General features: G+C 63.2%; 11 protein-coding genes. 5 read left to right on the top strand and 6 right to left on the bottom strand.

The window, feature by feature from the left end:
* Positions 1–300: 300 nt before the first annotated feature.
* Positions 301–1,560 (top strand): RNA polymerase sigma factor, encoded by a 1,260-nt coding sequence (locus BLV41_RS04460; protein WP_083360594.1) that lies wholly within the window; start codon positions 301–303, stop codon positions 1,558–1,560.
* A gap of 117 nt (positions 1,561–1,677) precedes the next feature.
* Here the strand turns inward: BLV41_RS04460 and BLV41_RS04465 are convergent, their stop codons facing one another.
* From BLV41_RS04465 to BLV41_RS04475, 3 genes are all read right to left on the bottom strand, one after another.
* Positions 1,678–4,593, bottom strand: coding sequence for a helix-turn-helix transcriptional regulator (locus BLV41_RS04465; protein WP_170835418.1), 2,916 nt, complete (start codon positions 4,591–4,593; stop codon positions 1,678–1,680).
* A 28-nt stretch (positions 4,594–4,621) separates the two neighbouring features.
* Complete coding sequence (locus BLV41_RS21970) at positions 4,622–4,813, bottom strand: hypothetical protein (RefSeq protein WP_074710766.1); 192 nt, start codon at positions 4,811–4,813, stop codon at positions 4,622–4,624.
* 268 nt (positions 4,814–5,081) lie between these two features.
* Complete coding sequence (locus BLV41_RS04475; RefSeq protein WP_074710767.1) at positions 5,082–5,306, bottom strand: DUF7455 domain-containing protein; 225 nt, start codon at positions 5,304–5,306, stop codon at positions 5,082–5,084.
* A 207-nt stretch (positions 5,307–5,513) separates the two neighbouring features.
* On the opposite strand from BLV41_RS04475, the gene BLV41_RS04480 reads away from it, so the two are divergent.
* Positions 5,514–7,634 (top strand): DNA gyrase/topoisomerase IV subunit B, encoded by a 2,121-nt coding sequence (locus tag BLV41_RS04480; protein WP_074710768.1) that lies wholly within the window; start codon positions 5,514–5,516, stop codon positions 7,632–7,634.
* A gap of 34 nt (positions 7,635–7,668) precedes the next feature.
* Here the strand turns inward: BLV41_RS04480 and BLV41_RS04485 are convergent, their stop codons facing one another.
* Together BLV41_RS04485 and BLV41_RS04490 are read right to left on the bottom strand one after the other, a co-directional pair.
* Positions 7,669–8,619, bottom strand: a complete 951-nt coding sequence (locus BLV41_RS04485; RefSeq protein WP_074710769.1) for a M56 family metallopeptidase — start codon at positions 8,617–8,619, stop codon at positions 7,669–7,671.
* A gap of 47 nt (positions 8,620–8,666) precedes the next feature.
* Positions 8,667–9,044, bottom strand: coding sequence for a BlaI/MecI/CopY family transcriptional regulator (locus BLV41_RS04490; RefSeq protein ID WP_044577807.1), 378 nt, complete (start codon positions 9,042–9,044; stop codon positions 8,667–8,669).
* A gap of 173 nt (positions 9,045–9,217) precedes the next feature.
* Here BLV41_RS04490 and BLV41_RS04495 point away from each other — a divergent pair, with 173 nt between their 5' ends.
* The 3 genes from BLV41_RS04495 to cydC are packed head-to-tail and all read left to right on the top strand — an operon-like array spanning position 9,218 to position 15,277.
* Positions 9,218–10,804 (top strand): cytochrome ubiquinol oxidase subunit I, encoded by a 1,587-nt coding sequence (locus tag BLV41_RS04495; protein WP_074710770.1) that lies wholly within the window; start codon positions 9,218–9,220, stop codon positions 10,802–10,804.
* A 53-nt stretch (positions 10,805–10,857) separates the two neighbouring features.
* The gene (gene cydB, locus BLV41_RS04500) at positions 10,858–11,937 is read left to right on the top strand and encodes a cytochrome d ubiquinol oxidase subunit II (protein WP_074713100.1); all 1,080 of its coding nucleotides are present in this window, start codon (positions 10,858–10,860) and stop codon (positions 11,935–11,937) included.
* A 7-nt stretch (positions 11,938–11,944) separates the two neighbouring features.
* Positions 11,945–15,277: a thiol reductant ABC exporter subunit CydC gene (gene cydC / locus BLV41_RS04505; protein WP_074713101.1), complete on the top strand. Its 3,333-nt coding sequence runs from the start codon at positions 11,945–11,947 to the stop codon at positions 15,275–15,277.
* 12 nt (positions 15,278–15,289) lie between these two features.
* On the opposite strand, the gene BLV41_RS04510 is transcribed toward cydC, so the two are convergent.
* Entirely contained in the window at positions 15,290–17,059 is a 1,770-nt protein-coding gene (locus BLV41_RS04510) for a laminin G domain-containing metallophosphoesterase family protein (RefSeq protein ID WP_074710771.1), read from the bottom strand.
* Positions 17,060–17,120 lie beyond the last annotated feature (61 nt).

Consider the following 17,120-nt stretch of genomic DNA (forward strand, 5'->3'; position numbering starts at 1 on the left):
CGTGGATCGGAGAGTTGAAAACGCGGCTGCTGCGGCGGTGCGGGCAAGGAGCATGAGGCAAATCGTGAGACACTATAAGTCGAGACCCGGTTGGGTTCGTGTTGATGCATTGACAAAGTTTGGACCATAGGGATCCGGAAGGCATTTTCTTCCGGTGTGGCGGGAACAAAGCCGCCGCACAGAGAGTTATACCCTCTGACCCTCCAAGCGGAAGTGATGCGCCAAGCAACGCGGACTTGACAGGGTCATAGTGGTGTTGCCCGAAGGTAACTCCACAGACCGCCGTAAGAAAGGTTTTCTGTGTCTGCTACTGCTAAGAGCAATGTCTCCCCAACGAAGGAGATCGAGGATCCCACCTCTTCAGCCACCGCGCCGCTGACTCCAGCACAGAAGCGCGCTGCCACCATGGCTGCCAAGAAGGCCGCAGCCGGTGACGAAGCAAGCGCCCCCGCCGCCAAGAAGGCTGCCCCTGCCCGCCGTGGCAAGGCCAAAGCTAAAGAGGATGAAGAGTCAGGCTCCGATTCCGTTGTAGAAGAAGACGAGCAGGATGAGGCCAAGTCCGATCGCCCCGTGGCTACCGGAACGGGCTTTGTCTACTCCGATTCGGACGACGATGACGCACCTGTCCAGCAGGTCATGTCGGCCGGCGCAACCGCTGACCCGGTCAAGGATTACCTGAAGCAAATCGGTAAAGTTGCCTTGCTCAACGCCGAGCAGGAAGTTGACCTTGCTCTGCGCATTGAGGCCGGCCTTTTCGCCACGGAGAAGCTCAAAGCTGGCCGTGACTCCATGGACCCCCAGCTCAAGCGCGACCTCGAACGCATTGTGCACGACGGCGGCCGCGCCAAGAACCACCTCCTCGAGGCCAACCTGCGTCTCGTTGTGTCGTTGGCCAAGCGCTACACCGGCCGTGGAATGCTCTTCCTGGACTTGATCCAGGAAGGCAACCTTGGTCTGATCCGCGCCGTTGAGAAGTTCGACTACACCAAGGGCTTCAAGTTCTCCACGTATGCCACCTGGTGGATTCGCCAGGCCATCACTCGCGCCATGGCCGACCAGGCGCGCACCATCCGTATTCCCGTGCACATGGTGGAAGTCATCAACAAGTTGGCACGTGTCCAGCGCCAGATGCTGCAGGACTTGGGACGCGAACCAACACCGGAAGAATTGGCCAAGGAATTGGACATGACCCCGGAAAAGGTTGTTGAGGTTCAAAAGTACGGCCGCGAGCCCATCTCCCTCCACACCCCGCTGGGTGAAGACGGTGACTCCGAGTTCGGTGACTTGATTGAAGACTCCGAGGCTGTTGTCCCGGCTGACGCGGTGTCCTTCACCCTGTTGCAGGAACAACTCCACTCGGTCCTGGACACCCTGTCCGAACGTGAAGCCGGCGTGGTTGCCATGCGCTTCGGCCTGACCGACGGCCAGCCGAAGACTTTAGACGAAATCGGCAAGGTCTACGGCGTTACGCGTGAGCGCATCCGCCAGATCGAATCCAAGACCATGTCCAAGCTGCGCCACCCGTCGCGCTCACAGGTTCTGCGCGACTACCTGGACTAAGCCCCACGGCCACCCCAACTTCAGCCGCTGGCGCGTCTGAAGTTGGGGCCAACGCTTGGTTTTACACTGCAACCCGCAGTTGTAGACGATGTTCACTCCATTTGGAGCGAGACCCGTCTACAACTGCGGGTTGTTCTTGTTTCTGGCGTAGTTGACGGCTTCGGTGCGGCTGGAGACATCAAACTTGCGCATGACGGATGAGACATGAACGCTGACGGTCTTGGCGCTGATGAAGAGCTGTGCACCAATCTGCTTATTGCTAAGACCTTCGGCAACAAGAGCGAGGACTTGGGCTTCCCGTGCCGTTGGTTCGGCCGTGTTGGGGCGTGTGCTGGGGCCGGCAAGATTCAGGCCGGTCCTGTCCGCGAAGTCCTTGGCCAGGGTGACCACCATGCCGGCGCCCAATTTCTTGGCACCCTTCACTGCCTCTCGCAACGCAGCAATAGCATCTGCCCGGTTGCCTGCACCGTGCTCAGCCTGCCCTCTGCGCAGACAAATATAGGACCTCAGGTGAGCCGGAAGAACGGCACCGAGATCACCCGCCTGCCGCCAGAGAGCAGGATCAGTGCCGCACCCGGTCTCTCCACCCAGTTCTGCATCAAAGAGCGCCAACCAGGCCGGATACGTGGGCCAAAAGGAATCACGGTGCAAGATCTCCCTGAGAGACGTTTCTGCGTCCGTTGCAACAGGATCTCCTGCGTTGCGGCTGGCCGCAAGGATGCGCGCAGCGACAGCCATCAGCGGCAGATCCAGTCCCGGGAGCGGGCGGAACTCCTTACTGCTCAAGAACGAGACCTCTTGCCACGCCGAGGCGAGGTCCCCTCGGATCCAAGCCAATTCCGCACTGAGCATGACCAAGGCAAGGCGTGACTGCATCTCCACTCGCGCCAACTCACCCAAGAGCTGCTGCCACTGTCTAAAGATTGATTCCGCGCTGTCGGTGTCTCCGCTCCACAGCGTGGACCAAATCCGGGACCGCAGAAGATAAGCAAGGAAGGAACTGGGTGGGGAGAGGGACAAATTTCTCTCCAGTAGCGCCCGGGCTGCCGTCCAGTCGCCGCGGGCAAAGAGAGGTTCCACGGCATTGGAAGAGAGAATGGCCCCGGTGGTTCGTTCGACGCCGAGCTCGCGCGCCTGCCTGATGCCATCCTCGGCGATGCGGATGGATTCGTCATAGCGTCCGAGCTGATGGAGTGAATCCGAATAATTGATGCGGAACCGCATGAGGGCATCGATATTTCCCTGGGCCAAGTCCTGGGCCAAGGCGAGGTCCTCGCCCCACCCGTCTACGTCACCCGCGAGGACGCGCGAACTTCCCCGCAGGTTCGATGCGATGGATTGTTCCATGCGATCGCCCGTGACGGTTGTCAGCTCCAATGCCTCGCTTGCAACCGTGATGGATTCGCTTAGTCTGGCCTCCAACAAATACCTGGCCGCGAGGTGGTTCAAAAGGGTTGCCCGCAATACATCGTCGCTACCGCGGGGTGTTAGTTCCAAGGCCCGCATGAGCAACGCGGCCGAGCCCAGTTGGGCGTTGAAACCCAAGTATCGTGCCTGGGCGGCCAGCAGCCGGGCCAGCTCCGTGCCGCCCACGTTCGGTTCTGCCGCAGCCAACCGGATCATGGCAAGGGATCGTTCACCGTTGCCGGCCTGATTGTGGGCCGAGGCGGTGCGGGCCATGAGCGCGTACCGTGGCATGCCTGCGGACGCCTCAGCGTCCTGCACCAGGTCCCAGAGCTCCAAGGCGCGTTCGCCCATCCGGGCCGCCGTCGAATAGGCGTAGCTGCGTTCGGCCTCGACAACGGCGACGATGGAGGCCTTGAACGTTTTTTCTTGAGCGTGGGTGGCATGCCAGTGATAGGCGATTTCGACGGCGTCGTGGTGTCCCAAGTCTGCCGTCTCCAAGGCCTGGGCGTAGCGGGTATGGAAGCGCGTGCGCTCACCCGGAAGGAGATCAGCGTGGATTGCCTCACGCACCAGGGCATGGCGAAAAGTGTAGGAGTTGCCCTCGAAGGCGATGAGGTTTCCTCGTTGGGCTGCGCGGGCGCTGGTTTCAAATTCTTCCACGGACCTGTCGTATGCGGCCAAGGCTTGTGTGTGCGGCACGCAAACACCGCCAGCGGCGAGGACACGCAAAAAGTATTGGACCTGGTCATCCAAGCGCTCGTACCTGGCCAGCAGCAGATCGGTCAGTGTGGACGGTAGTTTGCCGGCCGCGTCGCAATCTCCCAGGCCCAGCAGCTCTTCCACAAAGAACGGGATTCCCTCACTGCGGGCGAAAACATTCTCGACCAGCTCATAGCCTGCGTCCTGGCCTGTGATGGCCTCGACCTGACCACGCACCTGGTCCTTGGTGAGCCGGCCCAAGTTGATGACCTTGGCATGGCGGCCGCGTTCGGACTCAGTCAGGAAATCCCGCAGCGGATGGCCCCGGTGAATGTCATCGCTGCGATAGGTGGTGACCAGCAAGAACTTTCCGCCATTGAAGGCGCGAAGAATAAAACGCAGAACCGCCAACGTGGCATCGTCTGCCCAGTGCAGGTCCTCGACCACGACCACCAGTGGTTGGCTTTCGCAGGCACGTTCAAACACCGTGCTGACAGCCTCGAGAACGCGGTTTGCGGTGGGCAGCGCATCAATTTCTGCGGCCGCCTCGGGCAGAAGCAACGCCAACGCATTGCGTCCTGGCCCGGCAAAATCCATGACAGCCTCAAGGCCAATCTGGGCCGCAAGTGAACGCAGCACCCCCGTCAGGGGAGTATAGGGAGGGGCAAGGGAGCCCAAATCAACGCACTGTCCCGTGATGATTCTGGCTTGGCTTGAAACGGTGGCAAGGAACTCCTCAAGCAGCCGGGTCTTGCCGAGCCCGGCCTCACCGCCAATGATGACCGCTTGAGGCTTACTTTCGGTTGCGTCGGCAAAAGAGGCCAGCAGGGCTTGTGCCTCCGCGTCGCGGCCAATCATGTGCGTGCTTGACGCGGTCATCTGCATGACCCAATCCTGCCACGATCCGGTGGCCGCGGTCAGCGACATTATGCCTTCCCTGGACCGCTGGCTCAGATCAGTGGCTCGTTTGGACGCGGCTGCCGGCCGTCTGCTCTTGGCGGACGGCCACGCCCCGGAGACGGTGCCAGGGACGGGGGCTGCGCTGGGTGGTGGCTGCGCTTTCGCGTTGTAGACGGCGGCGTTCCAAGGCAAGCTCGGTTTCACGTTCATTTTGGTGGGAGATCAACAGCGCCATAAAGTCCGACATGGTCATCCTTTGCTTATGAAGGTTTCTACGTCGGCGAAGCCTTCTTGATGACTCAATTCTTCCGTTGGGGGAGCGCAACAACATTGGGCGGATGCCCTATCTATGTCCGGCTGCATCACAGCTAAGGCGCCTAAGGCGGTTGGGCGGCCTTAGTTTGGAGGCAGCATCTAGGCGCGGTTCGGGTGGAAGGCGCCCCCGCGCCAAGAGTTCCGGCCCAAAAAAAGCAGGGCCCCGGAGGAATCCGGGACCCTGCATTTTCAAAAGTTGATTAGTCCACTGGGACCGGGGCCTTCTCGGTCAGACGGCTTGTCTCGTCATGCCACTGCGAGGAGAGCGGCTTCAGGTTGGCTTCCACCGAGCGGGCGTGGTGTCCGCAGAAAAGAAGTTCCCCGCCGGAGGATTCCAGGACAACCCGCACGTAGGCTTGGGCGCCGCAGCGGTCGCAACGGTCCAAGGTATTGAGCTCGCGGCTGGCGATGGCGGTGGTAGTCATGATGGCCTCCTTCATTGATCTTGGTACCTATATAACCATTATTCGTAGCCGTTCCATCCCTGGATGGGTGTACTTTCGCTCACCGCGTAGCCGTAGATGTACGGCATGCCTGTCAGGGGGCGGTGCCGGCAGCGGTTAACCTTGAGTGGGGCGGGTGCAGCTCGGCTCGCACCATCCCCATGGAAATAACACTCAGTCATAAGGAGTATGCCAACCGTGGCACGTTCGAATTCCGATTACAGCGCCCGCCACCTCTCTGTGCTGGAGGGGCTGGAAGCTGTCCGGAAACGTCCCGGAATGTACATTGGCTCCACCGATTCCCGGGGGCTCATGCACTGCCTCTGGGAGATCATCGACAACTCCGTCGACGAGGCCCTGGCCGGCTATGGTCAGAACATTTCGGTGATCTTGCACAAGGACAATTCCGTTGAAGTGCACGACGACGGCCGCGGCATCCCCGTGGACGTTGAGCCCAAGACCGGCCTCACCGGCCTGGAAGTGGTGCTCACGAAGTTGCATGCCGGCGGAAAGTTCGGCGGCGGCTCGTACGCGGCCTCCGGCGGACTGCACGGCGTGGGTGCCAGCGTTGTCAACGCCTTGTCCGCCCGCATGGACGCTCAGGTAGACCGTGGCGGAAAAACCTATCAGATGAGTTTCCGCCGCGGCGAGCCGGGCCACTTTAAGGATGTAGGCAGAACCCTTAGTCCTGAGGTGGCCTTCGAACCGTTCGTGGACGACTCCAGCCTGGACATTGTTGGCACCACCAAACGTGGCATCACGGGAACCCGCATCAGGTACTGGGCGGACCGGCAAATCTTCACCGCCGACGCAAAGTTCTCCTACGAGGAACTCGTTGCCCGGGCACGCCAAACATCCTTCCTGGTGCCGGGGTTGAAAATCCGAATAGTTGACGAACGCCGTGTGGCGGGTACCCCGGGAGAGTTCGCCACCCACGAAGAAACGTTCCACCACGACGGCGGCATCTCCGAGTTTGTTGACTTCCTTTCGGTCGGCGGACCTGTCACTGACATTTGGCGCATCCACGGCCACGGCACATTCACCGAGACGGTTCCGGTGCTCAACGCGCAGGGCCATCTGGAGAGCACGGCCGTGGAACGAGACTGTGAGGTGGACATCGCCCTGCGGTGGGGAGTTGGCTATGACACCACTATGCGCAGCTTTGTGAACATCATCGCCACGCCCAAGGGCGGCCGGCACCAGGAAGGCTTTGAGCTGGCGCTCCTGAAGACCTTCCGCAAGGTCATTGAAGCCAATGCCCGCAAGCTCAAGGCTGGCAATGACAAGATCGAGAAGGACGATGTCATGGCCGGGATGACGGCCGTGCTTACCGTGCGCCTGGCTGAGCCGCAATTTGAGGGCCAGACCAAGGAAATCTTGGGCACCCCTGCCGTGAAGAATATTGTGGCCAAGGTTGTTGAAAAAGAACTGAAGGCCAAGCTGGAATCCTCCGCGCGCGGTGAAAAGATTCAGGCCGCCACGCTCTTGGAAAAAGTGGTTTCAGAGATGAAATCACGTATTTCCGCCCGTGTCCACAAGGAAACTCAGCGGCGCAAGAATGCGCTGGAAACTTCCTCGCTTCCGGTCAAACTGGCTGATTGTCGCAGTACCGATGTTCAGAAGAGCGAACTTTTCATCGTTGAAGGTGACAGTGCGCTGGGTACCGCCAAGCTGGCGAGATCATCGGATTTTCAGGCGCTGCTACCGATTCGCGGCAAGATCCTCAATGTTCAAAAAGCCTCCGTGGGGGACATGCTGGCCAATGCCGAATGTGCCGCCCTGATCCAGGTGGTGGGGGCAGGCTCGGGCCGTAGCTTTGACCTGGAATCAGCCCGTTACGGCAAGGTCATCCTGATGACGGATGCCGATGTGGATGGCGCGCATATCCGGACCCTTTTGCTGACACTTTTCTTCCGCTACATGCGCCCCATGGTCGACGCCGGACGGGTCTTCGCCGCCGTCCCTCCCCTTCACCGGGTGGAGGTTATCAACGCCGGTTCCAAGGCCAACGAGATGATCTACACGTATTCCGAGAAGGAACTGCACACCTTGCTGGCGAAGTTGGCAAAATCCTCCAAACGCTACAAGGAGCCAATTCAGCGCTACAAGGGACTCGGCGAAATGGACGCCGACCAGTTGGCGGAGACAACGATGGACCCGCGCCACAGAATGTTGCGACGGGTCACCAGCGCGGATGCTGACCGGGCTGAGCACACCTTTGAGCTGCTCATGGGCTCCGATGTGGCTCCGCGCAAGGAGTTCATTGTGGCAGGAAGCGAATTCCTGGACCAAGACCGGATCGACGCGTAGTCTTACGCGCCGCAGAAGCGTCCGGGGTCTCTCGTTAGGGCATGATCCCGGGAACCAGCAGCAGTGCTGTGGGGATGGCCAGGAGCAGGATCGCTCCGGCCATGATGAGCGCCTGCATTCCCGAGCCTAGGCTTGGGGCGGGTGTCAGGAGGCGCCCCAATCTGGCCGAGGTGGTTGCCGGCGTGTCAATCTGCCCTCCGCTGGTGGCCACGAGAGTGTCAGCCGGAAGCCGTGCCGGTCCGCTGGCCACCAAGGCGATGGCCGTAACCAGGGTGGACTTGCTGACCGACCGCAAGGCGACGTCGTCGGCCAAGATCTCAATCAGTGAAGAAACCGCCTGCTGCGCCAGCTTGGACGTCGGCAGCCAGGGCAGCGCCGAGCGCCATGCGGCAAACGCCCATAGCAGCAGATGATGTCGCTGCGTCAGATGCGTCTGCTCATGCAGCAGCACGGCCCGGAGTTCCTCGGGGGAAAGCAGCTCCAACAGTCCCTCGGACAACACTGTGATTGAGCGCGATCCCCCCGGTAGGCAATAGGCAACGGGGGCCTGATGGCTGATGACGAGGGTATCTGGCCGGTCATCCGAGGGGGAGCTGAGAAGGTGCAGCAGGTCCCTGTGGCGGCGGCGCTGACGTAGGATGCGGAAATATGCCAGCCACAAGGTGAAGACCAAATGGGCTGTCAGTAGGGCGGCGGCGCTCAACGCGAAGGCGTGGACCAGGCCCAAGGTGTCAAGGGATTGCTGGCCAAGCACAATGCTGATCAAGCCGCGGAGGCCGCTGGCCAAATTCTCGCCCAGGGGTACCAAGCCATAGCAAAGCATGGCCCCGATCATGGACAATCCACCGGCAAGTGCAATGGACTGCCACAGCACCATGGCAGCAAAAGGTGCCCGTGCAGGCCACGCTGCACGGGCTAGGAAAACCGGAACCGGCCATGCCAACACCACGGCAAGAACGGCAAGGAACCACGAGGTCCAAAACATGTACTACAACTTACCGCGAAACTGCACCGCCAACGGCGGTGCGGCCTCTACCGTCCCAGCAGCTTCCGCAAGGTTTCGGCTTCGCCAGCACTGACAGTGCCGATGAAGCGGGCCAGAACAGCTTCGCGGTCGGGGGCGGAGCCCAAGACTTCCAGCATGAGCTCGGCCGTGTGATCTTCCCTGCTGGTCACTGCGCGGTAGCGGTGTGGGCGGGATGAGCGCTCACGCTCCACCAAACCCTTCTTTTCCAGACGCGAGAGAACCGTCAGTACGGTGGTGACGGCCAAGGGGCGCGACTCAACGGCACTATCTTCCGTGGAAGGGCGCTGGGAGAGCAGATCGCGCAGATTATTGGCGGTGATGGCTTCCTGATGTTCCCACAGCAGGTCCATGACCGCTCTTTCGAGATCTCCGAGCGTTGCCATTTCCATCCTTCAAATTAAAACTACATGCGTTCAATGTGGCACACAGAACATGTGCACATACCTAAATGTACAGCTTTTGACAGCAATGTTCTACACGGGGTAGAACTAGAACTTCTACAGCAAGTAGAAAATCTTGCGGGACCTGAAGTTTTTAGAACGACGAGGGGAAATTCGTGGAAGCTCTGGACATTGCCCGATGGCAGTTCGGGATCGTGACCGTGTACCACTTCCTGATGGTGCCACTCACGATTGGGCTCGGTGGGCTGGTTGCGATCATGCAAACGCGGTGGCTCAAGACCGGCAAAGAAGAATACCTGCGCATGACGAAATTCTGGGGCAAGCTGTTCCTGATCAACTTCATCATGGGCGTCGCGACAGGACTTGTACAGGAATTTCAATTCGGCATGGCCTGGAGCGAATACAGTCGCTTCGTCGGCGATGTATTCGGCGCACCACTGGCCATGGAGGCCCTCCTCGCGTTCTTCGTAGAATCAACGTTCCTTGGCCTGTGGATTTTTGGTTGGAAGAAGCTGCCGGCCAAAATTCACTTGGCATGCCTATGGATCGCGGTGGCCGGAACTATTGTCTCCGCCTATTTCATCCTCGTGGCCAACTCCTGGATGCAGCACCCCGTCGGGGTGGAAATGCAGGATGGCCGCCCGGTCATGGTTGACGCCTGGGCGGTTTTCACGAACAACACGGCGGTTGTGGCCTTCTTCCACACCATCACCGGAGCATTCGCCGTGGCCGGCGGATTCCTGTTGGGCATTTCCTGGTACCACCTATGGCGCCGGCGCAAGGATGGAATTGACACCGTTGGTGCTGACGGCCGCGTCATTGTGGGCAGCTCAGAAACCATCCCGGGTCGGAGCAAGTTAGACCATTCCATGTGGATTAAGTCGCTGCGCATCGGTGCAGTGGTGGCCATGATTGCCTTTGCCGGTTCGGCCATCTCCGGAGACCTGTCGGGAAAGCTCATGTTCGAACAACAGCCCATGAAAATGGCCGCCGCCGAAGCCGCCTGCCATGACGGCACCAGTTTCTCCATTCTTTCCATCGGAGACCTGGGCAGCCGCGACTGCTCCGACGTCGTCGCCGTCATGGAATTGCCTGGCCTGCTCTCCTTCCTGGCCCACAACGATTTCGACACAGAAATCAAGGGCGTCAACACACTCGTCCCCGAGTATCAGGAAAAGTACGGCAAATACCTGCCCGATGATCCCATGTACGGCTCGAATGCTGGCCAGGAGATCAACTACGTCCCGGTCATGCCCGTCACCTACTGGGGCTTCCGGATGATGATCGGCTTCGGCGGACTTGCCGCCATGGCCGCTGCCGTTGCGCTCTTCATCACGCGCAAGGGCACCGTGCCGCGGTCCAAGGGGCTGATGCGTCTTGCCCTGATTGGCATCCTTGCTCCGTTCGGTGCCAATGCCGCTGGCTGGATCTTCACCGAAATGGGCCGCCAGCCGTTCGTTGTGGCCCCCAACCCATCCATGAGCGGTGTGGACCAGGTCTTCATGTTCACGGCCGCGGCCGTTTCCCCGGGAGTCTCTGCCGGTGAGGTGATCTTCTCCCTCGTGACCTTGGCGACCGTCTATGCGGTCCTGCTCGTGGTCGAGGTGGTCCTGCTAACCAAGTACATCCGCGGCGGAGTTGTCTCTGCCATGCCCGAACTCGACCAGACGAAGCAGAAGGACGACGGCGCCAGTGGCCCGGACGGGGAGTCCGGCGACGATGTTCTTGCGTTTGCGTACTAATTCACAGCCCCTGACACATTCCCTGATCTGTTGCTGAAGCCAAAGGACTAATGATGGATTTTCTGCCGACACTATGGTTCATACTCATAGCCGTGCTCTGGACCGGGTACCTTTTCCTGGAGGGCTTCGATCTGGGCGTGGGCATACTCATGAAGACCTTTGCCCGCGACGAAAAGGAACGCCGGCTCCTGCTCAATACCGTGGGGCCGGTCTGGGATGGCAACGAAGTCTGGCTCATCACGGCCGCCGGTGCCATGTTCGCGGCATTCCCGTTCTGGTACGCATCCCTCTTTTCCGTACTTTACATTCCGTTGGTGTTCGTGTTGCTTGGCCTGATCTTCCGTGCCGTGTCGTTCGAATACCGCGGAAAGGTGCATTCACACGCGTGGCGCACGGTCTGTGACTGGGCTATCGCCCTGGGCTCAACCGTGGCTGCCTTTGGAATTGGCGCCATGCTCGCATTGACCACCACTGGGTTGCCGCTGAATGAAAATGGTGACCGTGTGGGTGGACCCTTTGCGTGGTTTAGCGGGTACGCAATCCTTGGCGGGCTCGCCGTTGTGGGTTTCGCCGTGGTCCATTCCGCAGCATTTGTGGCTCTGAAGACCGACGGCGAGGTCCGCCACCGAGCACGCCGCCTGGTGGGCCGTTGGTTGCCGGTGGGACTACTGCCGATGGCTGTATGGGCCATTGCGGTGGCCGCCGAGAACGGCAAATGGTTCAGCTGGTTGTTGATCGCGGTTGCCGTGGTGGCTGCGATCGTATCGTGGGTTGCCAGCCGGGCGGGTCGAGAAGGATTCAGCTTCCTTTCCATGGGCGGCTTTCTCTTGGCCGGAGTCGCGGCCATCTTCAGCGCCGTCTACCCGGTTGTCCTGCCCTCTACCTTGAACCCGCTGTGGAACCTGACAGTTGAGAATGCCTCGTCCTCGAGCTACACGCTGGGCTTGATGTCCATTGTGGCTGCTGTCGGTGTACCCCTCGTCCTGGCGTATCAAGCGTGGACTTACTGGATTTTCCGCAAGCGCATCAGCGTGACGCACCTGCCCGAGCCGCATAGCTTCGCCCCGGCCGTAGGCCCGGAGCCCGTTTCGGCGGGTAAGGCCGGACCTGCCGCCACGGGTGGTGACTCCTAGAATGGGCATGCGACCCACACTCCCTTCCGGCCGGTCAACGAAGCTGGCCCTGGCTGGCCTCGGCGGACTGGCCGCACTCAAGGCCGTGGGCCTGGTCCTTGGCCTGGGTGCGCTGGCGCACGCCCTGGCCCAGTGGGCCGGCGGGGAAGCGCTGGATAGCACCAGGCTGCTCGTCCAGGGAGGTGTGGGCGCGGTCCTGCTCGCAGGCGCCGTGTGGGGCCAGTCCATTCTGGCCCGCCGCGCCGCCCTTGGCGCAAAGGAAGAACTGCGAGCCAAGCTCGTGGCCCACCGCCTGGACCGGCGCAACGCCGGGCTGGGCGGCGCCGTGGGCGCCGAAGGCATGCTCGCCAGCCGCGGGCTGGATGGCCTGGACAATTACTTCAGCGCATACCTGCCGGCACTGGTCAGCTGCGCCGTGCTTCCGCTGCTGCTCGGCTTGCAAATTCTCGTGTCCGACTGGGTCAGCGCCCTGATCGTGGCCCTCACGGTACCCCTCGTGCCCGTGTTCATGATCCTCATAGGCTTCCACACGCAGGAACGAGTCGAGGCAGCGGCAAGCGGCCTGGACCGGCTCTCCAACCACCTGCTCGAACTGGCCCGCGGCCTGCCGGTCCTCGTCGGCCTGCGCCGGGCCACCGCCCAGCGCAAGGCCCTTGCCGACGTCTGCGAGGCCTACCGCAAGTCGACCATGGCCACCCTGCGCACCGCCTTCATCTCCTCGATGGCGCTGGAACTCATCAGCACCATTTCCGTGGCCGTCGTGGCAGTCTTCATCGGAGTACGGCTGGTGGCCGGCGGCATGCCCCTGGAGGCCGGGCTGCTGGCACTCATGCTGGCCCCCGAATGCTTCCGTCCACTGCGCGACCTCGGTGCCGCTCACCATGGCAGCGAGGACGGAGTGGAGGCCCTGCGCCGGGCCACCGAAATTCTTGACGGCGAAACCCCGTCCAGGGAGGCCGCACCGGCCGCACCGGGCACCGTGCTGGAGGCCCGCGACTTCAGCGTCCGCTACCCGGGGCGCGGCGAGCCTGCCGTTGCCGGATTTAATGCCACGCTGGCTCCCGGCGGCACCCTTGTGTTGGCAACTCCCAGCGGCACGGGCAAGTCAACCTTGCTCGCGGCCATGGCCGGCATCCTGCCCGCAGCGGGAGCCGGCGCCGCCGATGTGGCCGGGCATCTGGCCGTGCGCAACCCGGACGCCGTGGTCTATGTATCCCAGCATCCGGCCTTCACCGAGGACACCGTCGAGGCCGAGGTGGCGCTCTATGCCGCAGGCCCCGAACAGCTGGAACTCTTGCCCGGCACCGTGCAGCATGCCCTGGCCCGGGTCAACGCCGCACACCTGGCGGGACGGGACGTGGCGGACTGCAGCCCCGGCGAACTGCGCCGTGTGGCAGTTGCCCGCGCGCTGGCCCGGATCGCCGTGGACCCGGCCGTTGAACTCGCGCTCCTGGATGAACCGACCGCCCACCTGGACCCCCTCTCCGCCCAGGCCGTCCGCGAGGCCGTGGCATCCCTGCGGGGGAGTGTTGCCGTTGCCGTGGCAAGCCACGACCCGCTTCTGGTGGCCGTGCTCCGCGGAGACAACGAAGGAACCGGGACCAGCAGCGAAACCTCAGTCCCAGTCGCAGCGGCTAGCGTCGATGAATCCCAGGTGGCCGCACCCGGACCGGGCAATGCCCCGGCCCGCTTCCGCTGGCGCCACCTGCGCCACTTGCCGCTGCGTTCGCCCCGCTTTGCTGCCGGCGTGCTGGTCTCAGCCCTGGCCACGCTCAGCGCCGCCGCCCTAGCCGGGATCTCCGGCTGGCTCATTGTGTGGGCAGCCGCGCAGCCGCCCATTCTGTACCTGCTGACCTTGATAGTTGGCGTCCGGGCCTTTGGAATTGGCCGCTCGCTGCTGCGCTATTCCGAGCGCCTGCTCACCCATGATGCCGTGTTTCGGTGGGCCGCCCAACTGCGCCTGCGACTCTGGGACTCCTTGGGCTCCTCCGTGGTCCACTGGGGCAAGCTGACCCGCTCCGGCGGTGCGCTGGGCACCCTCGTGGCCGATGTCGACGAACTGCGCGACGCCGTGCCGCGCGTCGTGGTGCCCATTCCCTCGGCCGTCATTTCCTACGGTGCGGTGCTGCTGACCGTCTGGCTGCTGGTGCCTGAGGCTGCAGGCGTGGTCCTGCTGCTCGGCGCGTTGACGCTACTGCTCCTGCCAGTGCTGGTGCTGCTGGCCCAGCGCCGCGCCTCAGCCGCGGCTGCCGTGCACCGGGTCTGGCTGGCCGGGCGCACCACCACCCTGTTCTCCGCCGCCGGTCAGCTGGCAGCCAACGGTGTTGGCCCTGCCGAGGCTGCCCGGTTCAGCCGGGCCGACTCCGCTGTGGCCAAGCCACTGCGGCGCCTGGCTTGGGCTGACGGCCTGGGCCAGGGCATGGTCACGTTGATCACCTCGCTGGCAGCCGTCGGCGCGGCGCTGGTCGCCATCACGGCCGGGGTGGACCCGCGCGCGGCCGCTGTGGCGGTGCTGCTTATGCTTGCCCTGGCCGAGCCACTGGGCCAGTACATTGAGGCAGTAAGCGCCCTTCCAGCCCTGGTGGCGCTCATGAATCGCACCCTGCCCCTGCTCGACGCCCCCGCCACGGTCCAGGAGGCTGTGGACGAGTCCGACGCAGGGGAGACCGTGGACACCCTCGCCGTCCAAGGCATCGCCGCACGGTACCCGAACGCCCCGCAACCAGTCTTCACGGGGCTGGACGGCGGCACCGAGCGCGGGCGGTGGTGGAGCGTCAGCGGCCCCTCTGGCTCGGGCAAGTCCACCCTGCTGGCAGTGCTGCTGGGCTTCCTGGAGCCCGAGGCTGGCCGGTACCTGCTCAACGGGCGGCCCACCAGCCCAGAAAGCCTGGGGCGGATCGCCTGGTGCCCGCAGGACGCTTACCTTTTCAACTCCACGCTGCGAGCCAACCTGGCCCTGGCCCGCCCGGCGGCAACCCCGCCGACGGAGGCCGAGCTCACCGCCGCCCTTGGGACCGTAGGCCTGGGCCCTTGGCTGGCGGGCCTGCCCCAGGGCCTGGACACGCGCGTCGGACCCGGCGGGCACCACCTCTCCGGCGGCCAGCGGACCCGCGTGTCGGTGGCCCGAACGCTCGTGGCGGGGGCCGACGTCGTACTTCTGGATGAGCCCACAGCACACCTGGGCGTGGACGAAGCGGCGGAACTGCTGTTGGAGCTGCGTGGGGCGCTGGCCGGCGCCGCCGTGGTCCTGGTGACCCACGACGCCGGGCTGGCCGCCACCGCTGATTCCCACCTTGAGTTGGGCGCGGAAATGGCGGCGGCACAGCCCGCGCGTGCCTAGCCGCAGCTGCCCTCAAGCGATCATGAACTCGCCCGGAGCGAGCGCGCGGGAGACGATGCGGATGTCACCGATGGAGCCGAGCCACATTTTGTCGAGCTCGCCCGCCCACGAGTAGGCGCCGACGGCCCAGGGTGCGCCGGTCTCCCCACCAGCCAGTCCCTTGTTGACGGTTGAGGGGTTGCGGACCACGGAGCAACCGTCCACATACATGGTGGTGTGCCGGCCGTCGTTGACCACGGCCACGTGCCACCAGCGGGACGACCGCAGCTCGTGGCCCCAGTTCGTGACCGAGCGCTCCAGGTTGGCGGGATAGATGCACCACTGCAGCTCGGGGCCACCGCTGACGGACAGTGTTGCGGCGGGCTCGTCGACCTCGCCTTTGACGCGCCCGGCCGCCTTGGCAGATACCCAGCGCGAGATGATGGCGCTCCAGGCGGAGTCGCCGGTGAACGGTTCCGGCAGCTTGAAGAACGCCTCGAAGGTGTATCCGTTGCCGAACGACGCCTTGTTGATGGGGGCGTTGTCAGCCGTGAGCAGGTAGGCGCCCGTTTCCTTGCTCCCAGAGAAGGTCAGTGAAGAACCGGCCGGCTGTGCGGGGTGGCTGTCGCTGGCGAAGGACAGCGGCACGGTTGACGGCCCTGCCACGATGAGCGCGTTTCCGCGGCCCGAGGCATCCGCAACCCGGCTGCCAGTGGCCAGGGGCCCTGTTCCCTCGAAGCGCCAGTACGCCTCGGTGCCGCGGATGAGCATTGCTGCCGCGGGCCGGGGCTCCCGGCGCACCGGAGGTGTCAGCGACGGCGGCAGCGCGAAGGAGAAGCGGTCGGTGGCCGCGGTCAGCTGCAATTCCTCGCGCTCCAACTCGTTGAGGCCGCCCGCTTCGATGTGTGGCACCTCGGTGGACACATCCACCACCCTGCGGTCCAGATCGAAGCGGTACAGGCGCACGGCAGCCGCACCACCGAAGTAGAGCTGCTGGTAGTTGGCCAGGTGCAGCTCAACCGGCCTGCCCGCGGCGTTCTCCCGGGTCAGCCGCCCGGAGGGCCAGAAGTGGCCGTTGATGCTGAGGAAGACCTGCGGGTACTCGTTAACGAGCTTTTCCCAGACCAGCTTGCCGTGCGTGCTCTGAACCCCGGTTCCGCTGTCGGCGCTGACGGAGTCGTGAACGGTAATGATGGTGGGGGTCCCGGCATTGGCTTCAAGAACGGAACGGGCCCAAGCAATCCCTGCCGTGGACAGGCGCCAGTCCAGGGCCAGCAGCAGGAATTGCGTCCCCGCACCATCAACGGTGTAGGCGGAGTTGTAGCCGCCCGCGTCCCGGGCAATGCGCTGCCTCGATGTGAGCGGTGCGAACGCGTCCAGGAACGGGGTGGGCCCGCGCTGGTCGTCCGTGTTGGAGTTTGGGAGATCGTGGTTGCCGGCAATGACGGAGAACGGGATCTTCTTCTTCACTAGGATGTCGAACGGCTTCTTCGCGGCCTCGACCTCCTGGGCCAGCCCATTTTGCACCACGTCGCCGAGGTGGGCCACGAAGACCAGACCCTTCAGGCCAGAGAGAGATTTCATGGTTTCGGCGAGGGGCTCGGGGTGGAGCGACTCGCCGTCGAACAGGTACTGCGTGTCTGGGATGACGGCCAGCGTGAACACGCGCCCGGAAGCGGATGCCGGGGCGGCAGGGGCTGCGGCGCGTGCATTCTGGGGCAGGAGGAAGGGTCCGGCCGCGGCGGCACCGGCACCGGCGAGGCCGCTGGCAAGCATGGAACGGCGTGAAAGTGTGGTTGACATGGCAGAGACCGTACGGGGCTGGGTTGAACGGGCGGACACGGCAGCGTAAACGGCAGGCGAA

The sequence above is a fragment of the Arthrobacter alpinus genome (genome assembly GCF_900105965.1).
GTDB classification, from domain to species: domain Bacteria; phylum Actinomycetota; class Actinomycetes; order Actinomycetales; family Micrococcaceae; genus Specibacter; species Specibacter alpinus.

What these genes read in the sequence shown, in the direction of transcription:
- BLV41_RS04485 (WP_074710769.1), bottom strand. Translation starts at nt 8,619, where the DNA reads ATGTTTTGGACCTCGTGGTTCCTTGCCGTTCTTGCCGTGGTGTTGGCA.
- cydB (WP_074713100.1), top strand. Translation starts at nt 10,858, where the DNA reads ATGGATTTTCTGCCGACACTATGGTTCATACTCATAGCCGTGCTCTGG.
- BLV41_RS21970 (WP_074710766.1), bottom strand. Translation starts at nt 4,813, where the DNA reads ATGTCGGACTTTATGGCGCTGTTGATCTCCCACCAAAATGAACGTGAA.
- BLV41_RS04475 (WP_074710767.1), bottom strand. Translation starts at nt 5,306, where the DNA reads ATGACTACCACCGCCATCGCCAGCCGCGAGCTCAATACCTTGGACCGT.
- BLV41_RS04510 (WP_074710771.1), bottom strand. Translation starts at nt 17,059, where the DNA reads ATGTCAACCACACTTTCACGCCGTTCCATGCTTGCCAGCGGCCTCGCC.
- BLV41_RS04490 (WP_044577807.1), bottom strand. Translation starts at nt 9,044, where the DNA reads ATGGCAACGCTCGGAGATCTCGAAAGAGCGGTCATGGACCTGCTGTGG.
- cydC (WP_074713101.1), top strand. Translation starts at nt 11,945, where the DNA reads ATGCGACCCACACTCCCTTCCGGCCGGTCAACGAAGCTGGCCCTGGCT.
- BLV41_RS04465 (WP_170835418.1), bottom strand. Translation starts at nt 4,593, where the DNA reads ATGTCGCTGACCGCGGCCACCGGATCGTGGCAGGATTGGGTCATGCAG.
- BLV41_RS04480 (WP_074710768.1), top strand. Translation starts at nt 5,514, where the DNA reads ATGCCAACCGTGGCACGTTCGAATTCCGATTACAGCGCCCGCCACCTC.